Genomic DNA, 20363 nt, shown 5'->3' with positions numbered 1-20363 from the left:
CGACTGACACACCGCCATCGCAGGCAAGCCAGCTCCCACATTTTTGACCGCGTTTCGCCAGCGACTAGGTCACCAGTTGGTTGATTTCGATGATCGGCAGCAGTACCGCCATGACGATGACCAACACAACGGCGCCCATCACCACGATCATCAAGGGTTCAAGCAACGCCGTCATGCCCATCGCCCGACGTTCGATATCCCGGGACAGGGTTTGCGCCGCACGCTCGAGCATCGGCGGCAGGGAGCCGGTTTTTTCGCCGCTGGCGATCAGGTGGATCAGCACCGGCGGAAAGACCTTTTCCACCGCCAGCGCCGGCGCCAGGTTGACGCCCTCGCGCACCTTGGCGGTGGCGTCGCTGACGCACTGGCTCAGGCGGTCGTTGGACAGGGTCTGGCGCGCGGCTTCCAGCGCCCGCAGCAACGGCACACCTGCTCCGCCGAGAATCGCCAGGGTCGAGGCAAAACGCGCGGTGTTGAGCCCCAGCACAAAGCGCCCGATCAGCGGCAGGCGCAGCACCCGGCTGTGCCAGTTCAACCGTGCCACCGGGTTGCGCAGGTACAGGCGCCAGCTCCAGAAACCACCCACGATCCCGGCAAAACACAGCCAGCCCCAGGCGCGGATAAAATCACTGGCGTTGAGCATCGCCAACGTCAGCCCCGGCAGATCCTGGCGGGCCTGGGAAAACGCACTGACCACCTGCGGCACCACGTAGCTGAGCAGGAAAATCACGATGCCGATGGACACCAGCCCCACCACGCCCGGGTAAATAAACGCCGTGAGGATCTTGCCCCGCAGGTTATTGCGTTCCTCGATGTAGTCGGCGAGGCGCTCCATGACCTGGGCCAGGTCGCCGGACTCCTCCCCCGCCGCGATCAACGCCCGATAGATCGACGGAAAGTCCCGGGGCCGCGCGGCCAACGCATCAGCCAGGCGCATGCCGCTGCGCACATCGGCGCGAACCGCGCTCAAGGTCTGGGCGATGTGTTTTTTCTCGGCTTGCTCCACCGTGGCGCTCAACGCGGCCTCCAGCGGCAGGCTCGCACCGAGCAGGCTCGCCAGCTGGCGCGTGGCCCAGGCCAGGTCATTGTCCGAGAGCTTGGCACCGAACCGGCTGCTGCCGCCGGCTTGCGGGTTGTTGTTCTCGATCTGCACCTGCAAGGCCGTCAGGCCCCGGCTGCGCAGGTTGGCAAAGGCGCCGCTCTGGCTGTCTGCCTCAAGGTGCCCGGACTCCAGCTTGCCGGTGGCGTCGGCGGCTTCGTAGCGGTATCGGTTCATCAGGCGTCCCGTGTTACGCGCAGGATTTCTTCGGGGGCAGTGGCGCCGCTGCGCACCCAGCGTTCGCCGTCTTCGCGCATGCTGAACATGCCGGCGCGGCGGGCTGCCGCTCTCAGGTCTTGTTCGCCAGCGCCCTGGTGAATCAGCCCGCGCAGCTCATCATCGATGCAGAACAATTCATGAATACCGGTACGCCCGCTGTAGCCGATCTGGTTGCACTGCACACACCCGACCGGCCGCCAGGTGCCGGGCGCCGCCGGGTCTTCCTGCTTGCAGTGGGGGCACAGGCGGCGCACCAGGCGCTGGGCCAATACACCGAGCAGGGATGAGGCCAGCAGGAACGGTTCGACGCCCATGTCGATCAGGCGGTTGACCGCTGAAACGGCATCGTTGGTGTGCAAGGTGGCGAGTACCAGGTGGCCGGTGAGGGAAGCCTGGACAGCGATTTGCGCGGTCTCCAGGTCGCGGATTTCGCCGATCATGATGATGTCCGGGTCCTGGCGCAGGATCGCCCGCAGGGCCAGGGCGAAGGTCATGTCGATCTTGGCGTTGACCTGGATCTGGCTGATGCCCGGCAGGTCGTATTCCACCGGGTCTTCGACGGTCAGGATATTGCTGGTGCTTGCATCCAGCCGGGCCAGGGCGGCGTAGAGGCTGGTGGTCTTGCCGCTGCCGGTGGGGCCGGTGACCAGCACGATGCCGTGGGGTTGGCGGATCAGGCTGTCGAGTTTGCCCAGGACGGCGGGGTCCATGCCGAGGGTTTCCAGTTGCAGGCGGCCGGCTTGTTTGTCCAGCAGGCGCATCACCACGCGCTCGCCGTGGCCGGTGGGCACGGTGGAGACGCGGATGTCGATGGGACGACCGGCGACGCGCAGGGCGATGCGGCCGTCCTGGGGCAGGCGTTTTTCCGCGATATCGAGTTGGGCCATGATCTTGATGCGTGAGACCAGGGCGCCGTGCAGGGCTTTGCGCGGGGACACGACATCGCGCAGGGTGCCGTCGACACGGTAGCGCACCACAGAGTGGGTTTCGTAGGGTTCGATGTGGATGTCGCTGGCTTCGTCGCGGGCGGCTTGGGTGAGCAAGGCGTTGATCATGCGGATCACCGGGGCGCCGTCCTGGGTGTCGAGCAGGTCGGTGATTTCGGGGATGTCTTGCATGAGGCGGTCGAGGTCGACTTCGTTTTCGGCGGCGCCCACCACGGCGGCGGCGCTGCCGGTGTCGGCGTAGGCGCTGGCCAAGAGGCCGTCGAGTTCGTCGTCGCGTACCTGGATGAGGTGGGTCTGGCCGAACTGGCGGTGGACTTCGCTGATGGACCAGCCGGGGGTTGAGGGGCAAATGGTCAGCGTCGGGCCCTGGGGTCCCGGGTGAAGGAGGATGCGTTGGGATTTGGCCCAGGCGTAAGGTAGGAGGCTCATGCTTTTGGGCTTCGTTTGGCTGTGTACATATCCATTCCTTCGGTAACGGCCGCTTATGGTTCCGCTCTTACAGCGGCTCACTTTTGAACAGCGCAAAAGTAAGCAAAACGCTCTTGCCCCACCACTCGGCACCTCGCCTAGGCTCGGTGTGCCCTCACTCCGGCTTTGGACCGTGGGCCGCCGTCATGGGCCATCCCTGGCCCAGGACGGCTAACCCGGCGTCCTGCCGGGTTACCCACGCTCCAAAGCCTGCGTTCGGCCAGCGTGGTTTAACGGGGCGCCTAAGATCAAAATCAAGATCAACAGCAAGAGCACAGCGGCCTACCGGCCGGCTTGAGTGTTGAAGAGCAAAATCAAAATCTAAAGCGGGCACGGTCCAAATGTGGGAGCTGGCTTGCCTGCGATGGCATCGCCTCGGTGTATCTGAAAAACCGAGTTGTCTGTATCGCAGGCAAGCCAGCTCCCACAGAAAAGCAGCTCTGTTTTCGCTCCGGTTTTTGCTTTTGCTTTTAACACTCAAGCCGGCCGGTAGGCCGCTGTGCTCTTGCTGTTGATCTGGCTTTTGATCTTGATCTGCGGGCCCCGTTAACCACGATGGCCGCAAGCAGGCACGGTGGAGCGGGTAAATCGGCAAGGATGCCGATTTAGCCGCGCCGGGCCATGGATGGCCCGTCGCGGCGGCCCGCGGAGGCGTGCCGGAGTGCGGGCATGCCGAGCCTAGGCGAGGCACCGAGTGGTGGGGCAAAGACCTTTTGGTTACTTTTGGGGCGTTTGCCAAAAGTGACCCGCTGTAAGAGCGGAACCATAGGTGGCCGTTACCGCAGCAACGGATATGCCCCCAATCCAAAACCCAAATCACCGCGGCACCGCCCGAATCACCGCCCTAACACCCTGCGCCTCGGGAATCGCCTTATCCACCGAAGGCAACTGCGGCGCCTGCACATCCGGCATCGCCCAACTGCGCTCCGGCTGCAACCCACCCTGGGCCCTGCGCATAAACTCATAGCGATTGAGCGTAATACTGCGCCCCGCCCCACTGTCGCGAATAATGTAAGGCCGCAAAAACACCATCAAATTGGTCTTCGTCACACTGCGCTTTTCATTCCTGAACAACGCCCCCAACCCGGGAATATCCGACAACCAAGGCACCGCGTCATTACCCTGGCTGTACCCATCCTGCAACAGCCCCCCGAGCACCATGATCTGCCCGTCATCCAGCAAAATACTCGTATCAATCGCCCGCTTGTTCGTCACCGTCCCGGCGTCCACCGAACCCCGCGTGTCGACACTGCTGACCTCCTGGTAAATATCCAGCTTCACCGTCCCACCCTCGGAAATCTGCGGCCGCACGTTCAGCTTCAGCCCCACCTCCTCCCGCTGCACCGTCTGGAACGGGTTATTACTGGTGCCGCCACCACCGGTCACATAACTGCCGGTGACAAACGGAATCGTCTGCCCCACAAAAATACTCGCCGCCTCGTTATCCAGGGTCAGCAGGTTCGGCGTCGACAACACATTGGTCCCGCCCTTGCTCTTCAACGCCCGGGCCAGCACCTTGAGGTCGAGCACCTTGCCGATCCCGGGAATATCCACCGTGCCGTTCACCAGCCCGATGTTCAAACCCTTGGGCAGCACATCAATACTGGTCTTGCTGGTGGGGGTTCCATTCAAGCCGCTGCCCCCCAGGTTCACCCCGCCAAAGCCACCCTTCCCGCCCAGGTTCCCCGCCTGCCACTGCACCCCGAACTCGCTGGCATCGTCCTCGCTGACTTCGACAATCAAACTTTCGATCACCACCTGGGCGCGACGCTGGTCGAGCATGTCGATCACTTCCCGCAGGTTGCGGTACAGCGGGTCCGGCGCGGAGATCAATAAGGTGTTGGTGGTGGCGTCCGCCTGGATGGTCACGCCACCGGCGCTGAACGCGGTGTTCTGGTCGCTGGGGGAAGAGGCGCCGGTGGTACTGGGGTCTTGCCCGTAACCGCTGGGCTGGGCAGTGCCGCTGCCGGTGGGGATGCCACTGCTGTTCTGGGTGCTGCCCTGGCCGGTCTGGGTGTTGCCGCCCATGCTGCTCAGTTTGCCGCGGGCATTGTCACTGGTACCGGTGTCGCTCTCACCAGTGAGCAAGCCCCGCAGCGACTGCGCCAACTTCCCGGCCTGGGCGTTGCGCAGGTACACCACGTGCATATTGCTCGGGTTGCTCTGGGCGTTGTCGAGCTTGTAGATCAGGTTGCGCGCCAGTTCCGTGCGCTCCGGGCTGCCGGCGCGAATGATGATGGAGTTGGAGCGCGGGTCACCGATCACGTTGATCTTCTGGGTCTGGTCGGCGCCCTGGGTTTCCAGTAACTCCGAGACCATGGCGGCGATGTCCACGGCGATGCCGTTCTGTACTTTCACCACGTCGGTGTCGATGGCGCTCGGGGTGTCGATGCCGTCGATGATCTGTGCCACCCGTGCAAGGTTTTCTGCGTAGTCGGTGATGACGATGCTGTTGTTACCAGGGTAGGCGTTGATCGGGTTGTTCGGCGACACGATGGGGCGCAATACCGGGATCAGGTTTACCGCGTTTTCGTATTGCAGGCGGAAAGTACGGGTCTGCATGCCCTGCCCGCCCGGGTTGGCGCCGCTGTAGATCGGCCCGCCCAGCAACTTGGCATCCGCCTCCGGCACCACCTGGGCCACGCCGCCCACGTCGACCACGCTGAAGCCTTGCATGCGCAGCGCCGCCAGCAGCATGTCGTAGGCTTGGTGCGCCGGTACCTGGCCTTCGCTGACCAGGGTCAGGTTGCCTTTCACCCGTGGGTCCACCAGGAACTGCTGGCCGGTGGCGCGGGACAAGGCGCGCACTACGGCCTGAATATCAGCGTCGACGAAGTTCAGTTGCACCGGCTGATCGCCCAACGGGTTGCGCGCCTTGGCCGGGGCGGTGGCGTGGCTGCGGGCACTGTTGGTCACCGGGTGTTGCACTCGGGCTGGCGGCAGCGGTTCGCGCTGGCGGTCCAGCGGTGTGTCGCCACTGCGTCGGGTGTCGGCCAGGGGTTGGCCGAGTTCGCTGTCCACCAGCAGCGGTGTGGGCGATTGGGGATTGCTGCACGCTCCCAGCGCCAGCAACAGCAAAGGAGCGACCTTGCGATAAGGCGCAGCGTTGGGCAATGACCACTTCATGAAGCTTCCTTAGCGCCAGGCGCCTGATCCATGCGAACGGTCCCGGACAAGGTGCCGGCCGAGTTTGAAGGGGTGGCAGCGCCTGCGCGTTGCAGGCGGGCCTCGGAGACTTCCAGGGAGAATGGCCGAGGGTTGGCCAGCAGCCAGTCGACCACGGCATCCGCCGGGGCTTGCTCGAAGGTCAGGCGCCAGCTACCGGCGTCCTGCGCCTGCAAGTGATAGCGACCCTGTAGCCCGGCGTTGTCGAGGGACTGGTGCAAGGCGGTTTCCAGGTCATTGCTGCGCGGGGTTGCCGCGACGCCTTGCAGCAGCACCTGCAAGGCCTCGGCCTGGCTGCGCAGTTTCGGGGTTTCGGCTTGCCAGTAATCGATCTTCTTCAGCGGTGGCTGGATCAACAGCAACCAGGTCAGCAGCCCCGCCAGCACCAGGCCGGCACCCACCAGCAGACGTTTTTCACGCACGGCCAGGCCATTCCAGAACACCTGAGCCCGGCTGCGCATAAGCTGCCAACGCTTATTCATCTTCGGCCTCATCGTCTGCATCGACTTCAACGCGCTCGGCGAGCGGGCCGAGGGTCCAGCCCTGGTCGTCGCGGGTGGCGGCGAACCCGGCCTGGGCCAGCAGCGCCTGCGCGTCCGCCGCCAGCGCCGGACTGCGGGTGTCGGGCAGCAGGCTCACCTGCAAACGGCCTTGCTCGTAGCTCAGGCTCTCGACGCTGCCCGCCATGGACGGCAGGCTGCTACCCGCCAGCGCCAGCAAGCCGGTAAAACGCTGGCCCGGCTCAGCCGCCGCGCCACTCTGGCGTGCGGCCAATTGCTGACGGGCTTGTTGCAGCGGGTTGAGAATCACCGGCAGCTCGGGAAAGGCCTGGCGCACTTGCTGGCTCATCTGCGCCTTGAGGCGCTGGCCTTCCTCGACCTGGCGGGCGGCGTAGAGGTTCAGGCCCAGGGTCCAGATGGCGACCGCCAGCGCCGTGCACGCCGCCGCCCTGCCCCAGCCACCGGTGGCCGCCTGCTGAAGCCGCCCGTGCAAACCCCAGCCCGGCAATGGCCCAGCCCAACGGGCATCGCCGGTCACTTGATGCACATCGACGCCGGTGGCGAGCAGATCATCCAGCGCGGGCTGTCCCAACGGATGCACCGCACCCTGCTGGACACTGAGGCGCAGCAGCAAATGCCCGTCGCTGAATGCCGCGCTGGGTGGCTCGCTGACTGGCAACGCATACGGTGCCGGGTATAGGCCGCGCACTTTGATTTTCAATTGGGTCGTTATCCGGCCCAGGTGTTCAAGGCTGCTTTTGGGCAACCAGCCCACCTGCACCCGTCCGCTGCTTTCCCGTGGACCGTGGGCCACATGCATCAACTCCAACGAGCCAAGGATCAATGCCTGGGCCGCGCACGTCACTGCGTCGTCGACCTTGGCGGAGGGCAATTGCGGCAGCTCCAGGCTGGTCAGCAGGCTGTCCCGCGGGTGCAGAAAAAACGCCGCCGGGTTATTCGCCAGTTGCGCCAGGCTGCCCTGGCCTAGCTGGCTGACCTGCCCGGCGCGGTCCAACCAGGCGAACTGCACCTGGCTCTCGGTGGTGAGTTCATCCAGTGGCGGCAAGCCGATTCGCAAACGCTTCATACGCCCACCCGCGACCAGATCACCTGGGGCTGACGGTCTTCGGGGCGATACAGCAACGCCTCCAACGTCACCCGACGCTGCTCGCGACGGACCTGGCCCTGCACGCGAAACCACTCACTGGTGATCCCCACCTGCACCGTGTCCACCGCGACCTGTGGCATGCGCAACCGGTTGACGAAATCTCCGCGATTGATAAACCAGCGCCCGCCGTCGCGCTCGGCCACCAGGGCCTGGGCCTGCGACAGGCTAAGCCCCGGCACCACGCTACTGAGCACCTCGGCGCTGGCGGTATTGCCGTTGACCCAGGTATTGCCGGGCAGCACGCTGACGTAGCTCGCCATGCGCCGCAGTTGACGCGGGTCGAGGCCTTCGATACCGCTGAGGTCAGTGAGACTGCGCAGCATGGGGTACTTGGCTGGAATCAATGGCGCAGCTGTTCCGGGCGAGGTATCGCGGCTGCTGTTGAAACCACCGGTGAGTGAGGCGGTGACCTCGCGCTGGTCGTATGAGTCGATCACCCGCCGGCTGATGCGGCGGCTCACGGCCGGGTCGATGCCGATCAATTGGCACAGGCGCTCGAAGCTCTGCAATTGCACGGCGTCCGGGTGTTGTTGGGTCACCAGATTGCGCAGGTTGAACTTGCCCTGCTCATCCTCAATCCGCCCCTCGAAAGCACCGCCGAGGGGGCGTGCCCACGGTTGATCGAGCCGGGTCAAGACGTCCTGGCGGCGCGCATCCCACAGGAGTTGGCGACTGGTTTCCAGGCCGCCATTCAATAACCATTGCCCCTGGATACGCAGCTGTTCGGCTTCCAGGCTGCGGGTGAACACGGTCTGCCGGGTGAGCATGGCACCGGCAATCACCGCAACCACGGCCGCGATCAGCAAGGCGCTGATAATCGCCATGCCGCGCTGCTTCGCCGCTGGGGGCGAATGGCTGTTCATCGCCGGCCTTACAGCTGCCAGGAGCCGATATCGGCATTCACGCCGTCACCATCGGGTTTCCCGTCGGCGCCGAGGGAGAACACATCCACTTCGCCGTTGGCCCCTGGGTTGAGGTAGTGATAAGGGTTGCCCCACGGGTCGTTGGGCAGGCGCTCGAGGTAGGCACGCCAGTTGCTGTTTTTCGCGTCGGCCGGGCGCTCCACCAGCACCTTCAAGCCCTGGTTCATAGTGGGATAAGAACCGTGGTCAAGGCGGTAGAGTTTCAGGGCCTGCATCAGCCCGCCAATGTCCTGCTTGGCGGCTGTGGCCCGCGCCTGGTCCGGGCGGTCGAGCACCTTGGGCACCACCAGCGCCGCCAGAATCCCCAGGATCACCACGACCACCATGATCTCGATCAGGGTGAAACCACGCTGCCTGCGTGGGGAGGTGAAGTGTGCGATATCCATCTCGACATTCCTTGGCTTGAGTGCATTTCGTGGCGCAGTGTTGCAAGAACACATGTCAGTCATGTTGAAAATCCTCGGGAGCTTTGGTCGCCAATCGGTCAACTCCGGGGACTAGTCTGCGGGCCTGATTCCCGGTTTTGAGTACGCCATGGGCGGCCCCCGCAACGAGCAAGGTTTCACCCTGATTGAAGTGTTGGTGGCACTGGCGATCATCGCCGTGGCCATGGCCGCAGCCGTGCGCGTGGCCGGGCTGATGACCACCAGCAACGGGCTGCTGCGGGACAAGTCGATGGCGCTGCTGGCGGCCCAGAGTCGCCTGGCGGAACTGCGCCTGGAAGGTCGGGTGAGTCCCGGGCGCAAGACCTTCGACTGCGACCAGGGTCGGCTGAAATTGCGCTGCGAACAGACCATCAGCAACGGGCCGGATGGGCGGCTGTTCCAAGTCAGCGTTCGGGTGCTGGACGCGACCCGTGAAGCGCCACCCCTGGCGCGCCTGGAAACCTTGATGGGGCGCCCGCCGGTGAAGCGCGCGGTTACTGCCGAGTGAGGCTTGGCAAGGCCGGGCCGTCGGGCAACTTGTCGAGGGGCACGCGGATTTTTTCAGTACCACGTTCGATCTCCACGCTATCGCCTTCAATGGCCGTCAAGCGCACGCCGGGGCTTAGCCGCTCACCCAACAAAAAACTGCGGGGCGGCCCGTCGTTGAGGCTGAGGATGGCCACCGCACCACGGGCACCGGCAAGCACCCCGGAGACCTTGATCTGCATCACCGCCGGGGTATTGGAAAACCACTGCACGGCAGGGTTGTCACTGCGGGAGACCAATGCCTGGGGCGCGGCCTGCGGGGTGTGGGACTCGGCCGACGTGAGCAGCAACGGCGTCCAGGTCGCCACCCCTGCCAGCGCTGCCAGCAACGCCAAGGCCTGGACGCCATGGGCGGGTGAAAAACGATGGGTGAATGCCATGGGCGGGACCTCCTGGTTGTCCGTTGCCTCAGGCTACAGGGCAATTCACACCTTTTTATTTCAGCGGTTGATCAGGGAGCAAAAAATGAAACAGCAGGGCTTCACGTTGATCGAGCTGATGGTGGTGTTGGTGATCATCGGCATCGCCAGTGCGGCCATCAGCCTGAGCATCAAGCCTGATCCGCTGCACCTGCTGCGCAAGGACGCGGAACGCCTGAGCCAGTTGCTGCAGGTGGCCCAGGCCGAGGCTCGCGCGGATGGCCGGGCGATTACCTGGAAGGCGGATGCCAAGGGGTTTCGCTTTAGCCGCACGACGGATGACGGGTTGGGGTTGGAGGACTTCAGTGGCGATCAGCAACTGCGCCCGCGGGCTTGGGACAGCACGCCGATGCAGGTGCGCATCGAGCCCGGGAAGCACCTGGTGCTGGATGCTGAATGGGTGAACCCGCCGATGCGGGTGGTGCTGTCGGATGGGCTACACAGCCTGAGTCTGCAGCGGGATGCGGCGGGGTTGTTGCGGGTGGTGAGTCATGAGTAACCAGAAGGGTTTTACGCTGATTGAGGTAATGGTGGCGATCATGTTGATGGCGGTGGTCAGTGTGATTGCCTGGCGCGGGCTGGACAGTGTGACCCGTGCTGATCAGCACTTGCAGGCCAGCAGTGAGGAGACTGAGACCTTGTTGCGGGCGCTGAACCAGATGCAGCTGGATCTGAGTTTGCGTGCGGGGGTTGAGTTGGGGCCGCCGATTGGGGATGAGGCGCCGAAGCCTGGGGGGTTGGCGGCGGTGTCGGTGAGGAGTTCGGATAGCAAGGGGTTTCGGTTGGAGGTGATCCGGAGTGCGCCGGTTCCTGGGGATGGGTTGCAGCGGGTGCGGTGGTGGCTCAAGGGGGACACGCTGTATCGGGCGGCGGCACCGGCGCGGGATCGGTATCCGCTGCCAGCGCCCAGGGGTGCGGTGGCGGTGCTTGGGCAGGTCAGGGATTTGCAGGTGCGGGTTTGGGATAAGGGGTGGCGGCAGTTGAGTGGGAATCGGCAGGAGGAGCCGCTGGGGGTTGAGGTGGTTCTGGTGCGGGAGGCGGGTCAGGGGGTGGAGCGGTATCGGCAGGTTTTTGGGCCCCTGCGGTAGGGCTTTTTGGGGGGGCGTGTACATATCCGTTATTTGGGTGATGGCTGATATGGGTTCCGCTCTTACAGCGGCTCACTTTTGAACAGCGCAAAAGTAAGCAAAACGCTCTTGCCCCACCACTCGGCACCTCGCCCAGGCTCGGTGTGCCCTCACTCCGGCTTTGGACCGTGGGCCGCCGCGATGGGCCATCCTTGGCCCAGCGCGGCTAACCCGGCGTCCTGCCGGGTTACCCACGCTCCAAAGCCTGCGTTCGGCCAGCGTGGTTTAACGGGGCGCCTAAGATCAAGATCAAAAGCAGATCAAGAGCACAGCGGCCTACCGGCCGGCTTGAGTGTGGTGAAGCAACAGCCAAATCAAAAGCTAAAGCGGGCACGGTCCAAATGTGGGAGCTGGCTTGCCTGCGATGGCATCAACTGGGTGTACCTGATGTACCGAGTTGTCTGCATCGCAGGCAAGCCAGCTCCCACAGAAAAGCAGAGCTGCATCAGCTTCAGATTTGGCTTTCGCTCTGGATCTTGCCTTTGCTTTCAACACTCAAGCCGGCCGGTAGGCCGCTGTGCTCTTGCTTTTGATTTTGATCTGACTGCCCCAATAAGCCCGAGGCCGAACGCAGGCAGTGCGGAGCGGGTAAACCGGCAGGACGCCGGTTTAGCCGCGCCGGGCCATGGATGGCCCGTCGCGGCGGCCCGCGGAGCAATGCCGGAGTGAGGGAACGCCGAGCCCCAGCGAGGCGCCGACAGGCGGGGCAGAGCCCTTTGCTTACTTTGGGGCTTTTCCAAAGTGAGTCGCTGTAAGAGCCATCCCTTTCAAGGTCTGCGTTTAAAAGTCCGTTTAAGGCCATGTTTAAGTACGTTTATCCGACTTGGCCGCCTTAAGCACCCTAGCTGTTGAGACATGCGCCCGTGCTGCCTTACCTTCCAGCCACTCCTTGGGCTTGGCTACTTTGGGGCCACGAGGGCTTTTTGCTACGGACTTAGGTTTGATCATCCTTGCCAGGGCCAGCAATCGCTCTGCCAGCCCTTGCGGAGTCTTTTCAAGAGGGAAATTTTCCGCAGGCAATGCGATCTGCAAGCCTTGATAATCACTGCGAACATGCACCGCCAAATGGAAAATCGAAACCTGCCAACCCTCTGGCTGCGTTTCGCGGTGCGCCTGCTCAACGCTACGCTTGAGAACCGACAAAACGTTGTAAGCCAGGACCGCCGAGGCAAAGCCCAATAGCGCGGCTTTCGGGCTGCCAAGGCCTGTAATTTCACTGTCCAGTACCGACTCAAGGCGCTGAAACATTCCCTCGATACTCCAGCGATGACGGTATAAATCGGCTATCTGCCGGGCACCGATGGTGTCGGGCAAATTGCTCCAGAACCACATCACCAAATCACCTGAGTCATTCGCCGTTTGCAGGCTCAACTCAACACGTCGCCAGCGGCGGCCACCCTTCACTTCGATGATTTGTTCGCGAACGGTTCCGCTATCGACCGTCCCTGAGTCTTGCCACTCACTTTCCTGGACCAGGCGTGGATGCTTACTGGGTTGGCGAACGATGAACGAAGCCCCCGTGTCCTCGCAGGCTTGCAGGATGGGCAGCGTGCAATAGAGCCGGTCAGCCATCCACAACTGGCCCGCGCATGCGCGGGCCAGCAGCGGTAAAACACTGACTCGCTCACTGGCGTAGGCATCTTCCCACGGCTGAAGATCAACGACTAAATCCAGATCCGGATCGTAGGCAACTACTGAAAATCCTGGGCGCGCTGCGCCGCGCTCATTGCGCAGAGCGCCTAGACGTTTTTCAGTGGCCGGCAAGTGGTTGCCATCCACAATACGCAACTGCCAGCCGGGCAGGATCGATGAATGGCCGAGCGTTTCGACGGTTGGTATCAAACGCTCGGCACTGCCCGAAATGAGGGCGCGAAGCAGCTCGGGTTCGGTTCGCTTGATCTTGTCATAGAGTGCCGAAACACTGACCGAAAGGCCCTCCATCTTGCGCGCCGCCGCGTGCAACGACGGCCTCAAGCCCAATGAAACAAGGGACATCAGCTCAACAACGGTTGAAAACAAAAGCTCACGTGAGTACTGCCGTTGGCGGTGATCATCGAACACCTTGTCAACCCAAGCGGCATCTACTGCCTGCTCTAATATCAACTTGGTCATGACGCTGGCCGGAGCCTGTTTTTCAAACCGTTCTAAAACCTTTTCCCACATAGTTTCGTCGTCCTGACTGGATTGGTTAGGGGATTTTAAACCAAGACCTTGAAAGGGATGGCTGTAAGAGCGAAACCATAAGCAGCCGTTACCTAAATAACGGATATTCACACCACCGCTTAACTCAACAAAACCACCCCCCCCGGCAACTCCGTACACTTGGCCCCATACGCATCGCGAATCAAAAGCGCCACCCCCGCCAACTGATGCAAACTAAACCGCGCCTGCACCCGCCGCTTGCCCAACTCCGCATTCATCAGCAGCAACATCCCCGGCCGATAGCGATTAATCTCATCCACCACCGTCGCCAAGGTCGCGTTATCAAACACCAACACCTGCTCCCGCCAGGCCACCACCGCCTGCACATCCACCGCCACCGGCTCACCCACACCGCCAGCGTCATAAGTCAGTTGCCGCCCACCCTCAAGCCGAACCGTACGCCCACCCACAGCCACCAACAGCGCCCCATCAATGCACGTCACACACACACTGTGATCCGTATTGCGCACATTGAACCGCGCCCGAGCCGCACTCAACCACCCTCCACCAGCCTGAACCTGGAGCGGCATCGCCGCATTGGCAACCACCTCAACCTCCCCCTCCACCAACTCAATCCCCCCCTCACGCCGACTGATCCGCGTCTGGGTATTGAGCTCCAGCCGAACCCCCTCACCCAACTCCACCCGCCGCTGCTCCCCAACCTCGGTGCGATAATCCGCCGTCAACCCCGCAAACCCACCCGGCACGGTAAACCGCACCATAAACACCGCCGCCGACGCCGCAATCGCCCCACCCAAAAACGCCCGCCGCCCAAAATGCCGTGGACGGGAAACCTGCTCGGCGGCCGGAGCCAATTGCTGCCACAACACCTTGGCCTGCTCGAACGCCCGGGCATGTTCCGGACTCTGGGCGCACCACTGGCGCAACGCTTTGGCATCCGCAACGGTGGCCCGGCCCGAAGTCAGCAGCACCAGCCAGTCACGCGCTTCATCGTGCAGGGGGCTGTCTGGGGTATTCCGGGCAGCGGAGAAGTTAAAAATGTTCAAGCGCGCAGGTACTCAACGGATTATCAGGGACTCAATCACTAAGACGGTTTTCCGGCCCCGGGACCGAACCGCTGGATCACTTTTCTTTCAAGGCGCTGCGCGCAGTGGCCCAGCCCGGCCTTGATTTCCTTTTCGACCATGCGCGTGGAAATCCCGAAACGCTTGGAGATTTCCAGGTGCGGCGCCTCTTCCAGGCGCGCAGCGATGAGGATCTGGCGCCGCCGCGCCGGCAGTTCGTAGAGGGCCTTGAGCAAGGACTGGATTTCCCGCTGGCCACCCACCACCCGCGAGGGGTCCTGGGCTTCATCGGCTGTCTGCAGCAGCTCTTCGACTTCACTGCCGGTCAGCAGCCGCGCATCCGCCTGGCGTCGGTCGGCGGCGATGTTCAGGGCCATGCGGTACAGGTAAGCATTGGGTTGCGCCAGGTTCGGCGGCACGTCCATGCGGTCGACCCGCAGGTAGGTTTCGTGCAGCACGTCGTTGGCCAGGTCCTCGGACCCGAGGCGCTTGCGCAGGCGTACCTTGAAGTCCTCGTAGGACGCCAGGAACAGGCTGACCATCGTGCTGTGGCCGGTGTCTTTCATGCCCCGGAAACTCCTTCCCCTGCTGTGCATTCCATGCGTGTTCCTGTTGAATCGGGCATCAAAAGTAAGGTCACCGGCAAGCGCAGTGAACTGGGCGCCGGGCGTTCGACACGGGTGGCGCCCAAGCCGCGTACCAGCGCTTCGTCACGCTGCAGGTCACCGGTGGAGCTGACCAGGCGGCTGTGTTCGATCACCCCGTCACCGCTGACCCACACCTGCACCAGCGCGCGGTAACTGCCGGGGCGGGTCAGGGGCGAACGGCACAAACTGCGCTCGATCGCCTGCTGCAAGGCCGTGGCGTAGCTGTTGTTGATCCGTGCTGCATGGCCGGCCTTCAGTCCCCGCGTCGTTGCCGGCTGGCTGACCTCGGGGACTTGCAGGGTGAACGCATCGCTGCGGGCATAACGCGCCATCAAGCCACTCCCTGTCAGCAGCAGGCCCAGGGCTTGCTGCGCGCTGTAGCGGCCATGTACACCGATGGAACGCCGGCCCCGGGTCAATTCGCGATCCACCAGCACCGCCATGCCGGTGGCACGGCTGAACGCTTGGAGGGCGTTGTCCAGGTTCTGGGCAGGCAGGTCCAGGATCACTTCGGCGCGCACGCTTTGCGCCAGCCCCAACAGCAGAGCCAGGCAGCAGCCCGCGCGCCTCCAAGCCCCCCTGCTCAGCATCGCAACACGTCCGACATAGCCTACAAAACCGTCATCCTGAGGCCCGTTTATGAACCTGATGTTACGGTGCCAGCAAAAAAAACATCACGGTGACGGGCAGCCCGCTGCACTACACTTTCGCCCCATACCCGCCCATTTCCCAAGGCGCGCCAGGAGGCACCGATGAACCTGTTCCCGACCCTCGCCAGCCTGTTGCTGTGTGCAACCCTGCCGCTGATGGCCCACGCCGAAGGCACACCCGGTGGCTGCGCCGAGGTCAATGTGGATGGCTATAAGGCGCCGGACTATGGCTGCCTGAGCCAGCAGATGGGCAACAACCCGGACGCCGCCAAGGCCACGCAAAAGAACCAGGAAGCGCAACAGGTGCCCATCGAAAAACGCAAGCCGAACCAGATCGGGCTCTCTACCCCGGCGGCGACCAGCGTGCGCATGGGCAATACCTTTGGTACTTCGGTGAAACCCCAGCGGCCTTGATCGCCGCTTGTCCCCCTCCTGCGTACCCGCTCGAAAAAAAGCCATTGTGTTATCGCGATTGCCGATGTTATGTTTCTAACAGACATCAAAATCATGAAATCTGAGTAACATCAATGACCGGTCTCCACGAAAACGTCATGGATAAAAACAGCTTCCAGCGCACGCTGGAACAGCAGTTCCCGACGCTGACGCCCACCGGCAAACGCATCGCGACCTACCTGCTGGGCAACCTGCAACAGCTGCCGTTCGAAACCGCCGACAGCATCGCCCAGCAAGCCGGCACCACCGGGATTTCAGTGGGGCGTTTTTTGCGCGCCTTGGGTTATCGCAACCTCGATGACGTCAAGCAAGGCCTGCGTGGCGACCCGCAAGCGTCCTGGCTGATCACCGACCGCCTGGGTGCCTTTCGCCAGGAGAACGATCAGGAAGACGCCCTCGACCGCTCCCTCAACCGCGAGATCGAAGCCATCCAGCACGTCTATGGCCTGGCCCGCAGCCAGGGTTTCGCCGACATCGTGCAGCACATCGTGGACGCCGACGCCGTGTTCATCCTCGGCATCCAGTCCACCCGCGGCATCCTCAACGCGTTCCACAGTCACCTGGAATACATTCGCCCCAAGGTCTATTACGTCGACGGCCTGTCGGGGATCTACGCCGAGACCCTGAACTCCGGTTTTGAAAAGCCCTACGCCATCACAGCGGACTTCCGCGCGTATTCGAGCATCACGCCCACGTTCTGCGAGACCGCCAATGCCCAGGGTCTACCCTTGGCGCTGATCACCGATTTGCAATGCCCCTGGGCCCGGGACTACGACCTGGACCTGCTGCAACTGAAAACCGATGTCGGCCAGTTCTGGGACTCCATGGCCCCCCTGACGTGCCTGTTCAACCTGATGGTGTCTGCCGTCGCTGACCGCTACGGCGAGCGACTGGATGCACGCCTGGCAAAAAACCGCGCCCTGCAACAGGCCTTCGGCCAGTTCGAATCCTGACCCTGGAAAGGAAATCTTTGAGTGAATACCAGCCCATTGGTAGAAATCGCCCCACCGGAATACCCGGTACAGGTCGACCTGATCTACGCCAGTGCCGACAACCTGGCAGGCACCGTGATCTACCGCAACGCCCGCTGCCTGCTGCACACCGAAGCGGCGGCCTGCCTGCGCAAGGCGAGCCTGTTGGCACGCCAGGCCGGCATGACCCTGCTGATCTACGACGCCTATCGGCCGGCCTACGCCCAGCAACTGCTGTGGCAAGCCCTGCCCAACCCGGACTACGTGCGCGACCCGCGCCTGGGCTCGCATCACACCCGTGGCGTGGCGGTCGACCTGACACTGATTGATGAACACGGCACCCCCCTGGACATGGGCACGGCGTTTGATGCCATGGAGCCCAAGTCCCACCAGTTCTACCCCGACCTGCCGCCGCAGGTGCAGCGCAACCGCCTGCTGTTGCTGGGCATCATGCTCGGCGCCGGCTTCAAGGCGATTGCCACCGAGTGGTGGCATTACGAATTGCCGGATGCCGAGCTTTTCCCATTAATTGAGGAGTCACACTGATCACAAGGACCGTACCATCACAATAATTAGCAGCACCCTTTAGCTCCAACTGCCCGGTTATAGATTTCATAAAAATAAACCAACCCGCTTTTTCCTCTAAATAATCAAGGAAACCGGCATGACCCCAAGCAACCGCAAGACCCTCGCACTCTCCCTGCTGTGCGCCGCCCTGAGCCTGGGCGCGTGGCAATCGGCAAGTGCCGCCGCCCCCAAAGACACCCTGATGATCGGCAAGGCCGCCGACCCGCAAACCCTCGACCCGGCCGTGACCATCGACAATAACGATTGGGCGGTGACGTACCCGGCGTACCAGAAACTGGTGGCCTACAAAGTCGAAAACGGCAAGGGCAGCACCGACGTCAAGGGCGACCTGGCCGACAGCTGGACCACCTCGACCGACGGCCTGGTGTGGGACTTCAAACTCAAGCCCGGCAACAAGTTCGATGACGGCGCCGAGGTCGACGCCAATGCGGTGAAGTTCTCCTTCGACCGCGTGATGCAGCTCAAGCAAGGCCCGTCGGGCGCGTTCCCGGATGACATGAAAGTCACCGTGGTCGACCCGCTGACCGTGCGCTTCACCCTGACCAAACCCTACGCGCCCTTCCTCTACACCCTCGCCCACAACGGCGCCGGCATCATCAACCCGGACGTGGTGAAACAGGGCGACGTCAACGCCTACCTCTCCACCCACACGGCCGGTTCCGGCGCATTCCGCCTGACCAACTGGCAGAAAGGCCAGAGCCTGACCCTGGAACCCAACACCTACTACGCCGGCGCCAAGCCCGCGCTGAACAAGGTGGTGATCAAGATCATCAGCGAAGCCTCGGTACGCCGCCTGCAACTGGAACGCGGCGACCTGGACATTGCCGAAGACATGCCCCAGGACCAGCTCACCAACCTGGCCAAAAAGAAAGACGTGGTGATCAAGGAGTTCCCGTCGCTGCGGGTGACCTACCTGTACCTGAACAACCAGAAAGCCCCGCTGAACAACCAGAACGCCCGCCAGGCGATCGTTGATGCGGTGGACTACAAAGGCATTGTCGACGGCATCCTCAAGGGCCAGGCCAAGTTGATGAACGGGCCGATTCCCGCCGGCATGTGGGCCAATGATCCGAGCCTGCCAATGATGAAACAGGACCTGGACAGCGCCGGCGCCAACCTGAAGAAGCTCCCGACAAAAATCACCACCCTGAACTACATGTACTCCGACAAGGACCCTGACTGGGAATCCATCGGCCTGACCCTGCAAGCCAGCCTGGCGCCGCTGGGGATCAACCTGAAGATGGAAAAACTGGCCAACGCCACCATGCGCGAGCGCCTGGGCAAGGGTGACTTCGACGTGTCCATCGGCTCATGGGCGCCGGACTTCTCCGATCCCTACATGTACATGAACTTCTGGTTCGACTCGTCCCTGCAAGGGCTGCCGGGCAACCGCTCGTTCTACAGCAACCCGGTGGTGGACAAGCTGATTCGCGACGCGGCGGCCAACAACGACACGGCCAAACGCACCGAGCTGTACCAGGAAGCCCAGAAGATCGTGCTCAAGGACAGCGTGTACGCCTACCTGTATCAGAAGAACTACACCCTGCCGATGCGTGATTCGGTGAAGGGGTATGTGTTCCATCCGATGCTGGAGCAGGTGTTCAACGTGGCTGAGATCAGCAAGTAACACGCGATCAAATGTGGGAGCGGGCTTGTGTGGGAGCTGGCTTGCCTGCGATAGCATCACCTCAGCCTGCCTGACAGACCGAGGTGCCTGCATCGCGGGCGAGCCCGGCTCCCACACAAGCCAGCGCGCCTGGATGAATGCCGTCTGTCCTGTGTTACCGAGGAGCCCTCATGGCCTTCCTGAATATGTTGCGCAAACGCCTGTTCGGCCTGATTTTGGTCGTCGTCGGCGTTTCGCTGATTACCTTTTGCATCTCTCACCTGATCCCGGGTGACCCGGCACGCCTGATTGCCGGCGACCGGGCCAGCGACGCTATCGTCGAGAACATCCGTCATCAACTGGGCCTCGACCTGCCGCTGTACCAGCAATACGGCCGCTACATGAGCGACCTGCTGCACGGCGATCTCGGCACATCGATCCGCACCAGCCGTCCGGTGCTGGAAGACCTGAAAGCCTTCTTCCCCGCGACCCTGGAACTGGCGGTTGCCGCCCTGTTGCTCTCGGTGCTGGTGGGCGTGCCGCTTGGCGTGCTGTCAGCGGTGTATCACAACCGCGCCATCGACCAGATCGCCCGAACGCTGGCGGTCACCGGTATTTCCACGCCGGCCTTCTGGCTCGGCCTGGGCCTGATCGTATTGTTTTACGGCCAACTCGGCTGGCTGCCCGGCAGCGGTCGGCTGGATGAAGGCCTCGAACCGCCCCGCACCATTACCGGGTTCTACCTGATCGACTCGCTGCTGGCCGGCGATATCCCGCTGTTCCTGAATGCCCTGGAACACCTGATCCTGCCCGCCGTGACCCTGGGTTTCGTCAACCTCGGCGTGGTCGCCCGGCAGATCCGTTCGGCGATGCTCGACCAGTTGGGCGAGGACTACATCCGTACCGCCCGTGCCTACGGCCTGTCGCGCTGGGCGGTGATCCTGCGCCACGCCCTGCCCAATGCGCTGATCCCATCGATCACCGTGCTCGGCCTGACCCTCGGTGACCTGCTGTACGGCGCCGTGCTCACCGAAACCGTGTTCGCCTGGCCAGGCATGGGCGCCTATGTGGTGAAGTCGATCCAGTCCCTGGATTTCCCGGCGGTGATGGGCTTCGCGATCATGGTGTCGTTTATTTATGTGCTGCTGAACATGCTGATCGACCTGCTCTACCGGGTGGTCGACCCACGCATCGGCGAGGTGAACTGAGATGACC

Annotated in this window: 20 protein-coding genes; 8 read left to right on the top strand and 12 right to left on the bottom strand. The window is 62.9% G+C overall.

The annotated features are described in order from the left end of the window. Positions 1-64: 64 nt before the first annotated feature. The 7 genes from gspF to gspG form a co-directional block, all read right to left on the bottom strand. Positions 65-1276 carry a type II secretion system inner membrane protein GspF gene (gene gspF, locus BLU46_RS29100; protein ID WP_093208694.1) on the bottom strand — a complete coding sequence of 404 codons (1212 nt, stop codon included), beginning with the start codon at positions 1274-1276 and terminating at the stop codon, positions 65-67. Next, positions 1276-2694, bottom strand: coding sequence for a type II secretion system ATPase GspE (gene gspE / locus BLU46_RS29095; protein WP_093208691.1), 1419 nt, complete (start codon positions 2692-2694; stop codon positions 1276-1278). Before gspE ends, gspF begins: the two co-directional genes overlap by 1 nt. Positions 2695-3549: 855 nt before the next feature. Continuing rightward, positions 3550-5859, bottom strand: coding sequence for a type II secretion system secretin GspD (gene gspD / locus BLU46_RS29085; protein WP_093208688.1), 2310 nt, complete (start codon positions 5857-5859; stop codon positions 3550-3552). After that, complete coding sequence (gene gspM / locus BLU46_RS29080; protein ID WP_093208685.1) at positions 5856-6380, bottom strand: type II secretion system protein GspM; 525 nt, start codon at positions 6378-6380, stop codon at positions 5856-5858. The genes gspD and gspM overlap by 4 nt, the downstream gene beginning before the upstream one ends. Then, entirely contained in the window at positions 6373-7485 is a 1113-nt protein-coding gene (gspL, locus tag BLU46_RS29075; protein ID WP_093208682.1) for a type II secretion system protein GspL, read from the bottom strand. Before gspL ends, gspM begins: the two co-directional genes overlap by 8 nt. Then, positions 7482-8429: a type II secretion system minor pseudopilin GspK gene (gspK, locus tag BLU46_RS29070; RefSeq protein WP_157721319.1), complete on the bottom strand. Its 948-nt coding sequence runs from the start codon at positions 8427-8429 to the stop codon at positions 7482-7484. Before gspK ends, gspL begins: the two co-directional genes overlap by 4 nt. Before the next feature lie 8 nt (positions 8430-8437). Next, positions 8438-8875, bottom strand: coding sequence for a type II secretion system major pseudopilin GspG (gene gspG / locus BLU46_RS29065; RefSeq protein WP_017475328.1), 438 nt, complete (start codon positions 8873-8875; stop codon positions 8438-8440). Between the two features lie 148 nt (positions 8876-9023). Here gspG and gspI point away from each other — a divergent pair, with 148 nt between their 5' ends. After that, complete coding sequence (gene gspI / locus BLU46_RS29060; protein ID WP_063029140.1) at positions 9024-9422, top strand: type II secretion system minor pseudopilin GspI; 399 nt, start codon at positions 9024-9026, stop codon at positions 9420-9422. On the opposite strand, the gene BLU46_RS29055 is transcribed toward gspI, so the two are convergent. Then, positions 9409-9840, bottom strand: a complete 432-nt coding sequence (locus tag BLU46_RS29055; protein ID WP_063029138.1) for a type II secretion system protein N — start codon at positions 9838-9840, stop codon at positions 9409-9411. The genes gspI and BLU46_RS29055 overlap by 14 nt on opposite strands. 85 nt (positions 9841-9925) lie before the next feature. Between BLU46_RS29055 and BLU46_RS29050 the strand changes: the two genes are divergently transcribed. Next, positions 9926-10378 (top strand): GspH/FimT family pseudopilin, encoded by a 453-nt coding sequence (locus tag BLU46_RS29050; protein ID WP_093208680.1) that lies wholly within the window; start codon positions 9926-9928, stop codon positions 10376-10378. Continuing rightward, a complete protein-coding gene (locus BLU46_RS29045; RefSeq protein WP_093208677.1) occupies positions 10371-10967 on the top strand; it encodes a type II secretion system protein GspJ in 597 nt (198 codons plus the stop codon). The genes BLU46_RS29050 and BLU46_RS29045 overlap by 8 nt, the downstream gene beginning before the upstream one ends. Positions 10968-11810: 843 nt before the next feature. Here the strand turns inward: BLU46_RS29045 and BLU46_RS29035 are convergent. From BLU46_RS29035 to BLU46_RS29020, 4 genes are all read right to left on the bottom strand, one after another. Further along, positions 11811-13118, bottom strand: a complete 1308-nt coding sequence (locus tag BLU46_RS29035) for an IS4 family transposase (protein ID WP_081253266.1) — start codon at positions 13116-13118, stop codon at positions 11811-11813. A 170-nt stretch (positions 13119-13288) separates the two neighbouring features. Then, positions 13289-14215, bottom strand: coding sequence for a FecR family protein (locus BLU46_RS29030; protein WP_093208674.1), 927 nt, complete (start codon positions 14213-14215; stop codon positions 13289-13291). A 38-nt stretch (positions 14216-14253) separates the two neighbouring features. Then, positions 14254-14799: an RNA polymerase sigma factor gene (locus BLU46_RS29025; protein WP_017475334.1), complete on the bottom strand. Its 546-nt coding sequence runs from the start codon at positions 14797-14799 to the stop codon at positions 14254-14256. Continuing rightward, positions 14796-15470, bottom strand: coding sequence for a secretin and TonB N-terminal domain-containing protein (locus BLU46_RS29020; RefSeq protein WP_063029130.1), 675 nt, complete (start codon positions 15468-15470; stop codon positions 14796-14798). Before BLU46_RS29020 ends, BLU46_RS29025 begins: the two co-directional genes overlap by 4 nt. Positions 15471-15632: 162 nt before the next feature. On the opposite strand from BLU46_RS29020, the gene BLU46_RS29015 reads away from it, so the two are divergent. The 5 genes from BLU46_RS29015 (at position 15633) to BLU46_RS28995 (ending at position 20356) form a co-directional block, all read left to right on the top strand. Beyond that, positions 15633-15944 (top strand): hypothetical protein, encoded by a 312-nt coding sequence (locus tag BLU46_RS29015; RefSeq protein WP_063029128.1) that lies wholly within the window; start codon positions 15633-15635, stop codon positions 15942-15944. Between the two features lie 137 nt (positions 15945-16081). Next, entirely contained in the window at positions 16082-16936 is an 855-nt protein-coding gene (locus BLU46_RS29010) for a MurR/RpiR family transcriptional regulator (RefSeq protein WP_063033943.1), read from the top strand. A 21-nt stretch (positions 16937-16957) separates the two neighbouring features. Then, the gene (ddpX, locus tag BLU46_RS29005; RefSeq protein WP_063029126.1) at positions 16958-17500 is read left to right on the top strand and encodes a D-alanyl-D-alanine dipeptidase; all 543 of its coding nucleotides are present in this window, start codon (positions 16958-16960) and stop codon (positions 17498-17500) included. Between the two features lie 118 nt (positions 17501-17618). Beyond that, positions 17619-19169, top strand: coding sequence for an ABC transporter substrate-binding protein (locus BLU46_RS29000; RefSeq protein ID WP_093208671.1), 1551 nt, complete (start codon positions 17619-17621; stop codon positions 19167-19169). Positions 19170-19339: 170 nt separating this feature from the next. Next, a complete protein-coding gene (locus BLU46_RS28995; protein ID WP_017475340.1) occupies positions 19340-20356 on the top strand; it encodes an ABC transporter permease in 1017 nt (338 codons plus the stop codon). The last annotated feature ends 7 nt before the right edge of the window (positions 20357-20363 follow it).

The sequence above is a fragment of the Pseudomonas yamanorum genome (genome assembly GCF_900105735.1).
Lineage (GTDB): Bacteria > Pseudomonadota > Gammaproteobacteria > Pseudomonadales > Pseudomonadaceae > Aquipseudomonas > Aquipseudomonas yamanorum.
This window is presented reverse-complemented; position numbering and strand designations above follow the sequence as displayed.